1 protein-coding gene is annotated in these 819 nt (G+C 50.9%); it reads left to right on the top strand.

Going from position 1 to position 819, the window contains the following annotated elements; genetic code table 11:
* Nucleotides 1-166 precede the first annotated feature (166 nt).
* Nucleotides 167-819: ABC transporter permease (locus WMO62_RS15770; RefSeq protein ID WP_349145275.1), on the top strand; the 653-nt coding region annotated here is incomplete at its 3' end.

The raw sequence follows: 819 nt of genomic DNA, 5'->3' as shown, positions 1-819 counted from the left end.
CTGTTCTACGGTGCCATGAAGTACGGTGGATCCAAGCTGAGTATCGTAAAGGCACCGTCTGAGGTAGTTGATATTATCATGGGTTGTGTAGTTCTTCTGATCGCGATCGCCCATGTATTTAAGATTTTTGTATTAAACGCAGCAAAGAAGAAGGAGGGGAAATAAGATGAATGAATTAATAAAAGACCTGGGTCTTCTGATCAATGCGACCCTGATCGCAACCCCGCCGCTTCTTCTGGCGGCACTGGGCTCCTGCTTCTCTGAGCGGAGCGGAGTGGTCAACATCGGTATCGAGGGTATGATGACCATCGGAGCCTTCACAGGAGCCGTTATGGGACTGACCACCGGCAATGGCTGGATCGCATTCCTGTGTGCAGGACTGGCAGGTGCCCTGTTCGGACTGATCCATGCATTTGCATGTATTTCCTGCCATGCAGACCAGACTATCGCCGGTACAGCCATCAACTTCTTAGGACCGGGTCTTGCCCTGTTCCTCTGCAAAGCAATGTACAGCAATTCTTCTGACACACCGGCCATGGATCCCAGCTGTAAGCTGCCGAAGCTGTTCGAGGGCGTGTTCCCGACCGGATCCTTCTGGAACAACGTGCTGAATGTATATGCGGTTGCGTATCTGGTATTTGTGCTTGCCTTTGTCTGCTGGTTTGTTTTCTATAAGACCAGATTTGGTGCTCACTTAAGAGCAGTGGGCGAGCATCCGGAAGCATGCGAGTCTTTGGGAATTGATGTATATAAAGTTCGTTACACCTGCGTGATCCTGTCTGGATTCCTGGCAGGACTTGGCGGAGCGTTCGTGACCCT

The organism is Hominiventricola aquisgranensis (assembly GCF_040096225.1).
Lineage (GTDB): Bacteria > Bacillota > Clostridia > Lachnospirales > Lachnospiraceae > Hominiventricola > Hominiventricola aquisgranensis.
The sequence above is the reverse complement of the archived record's forward strand: the minus strand, read 5'-3'. Positions and strand labels throughout refer to the sequence as shown.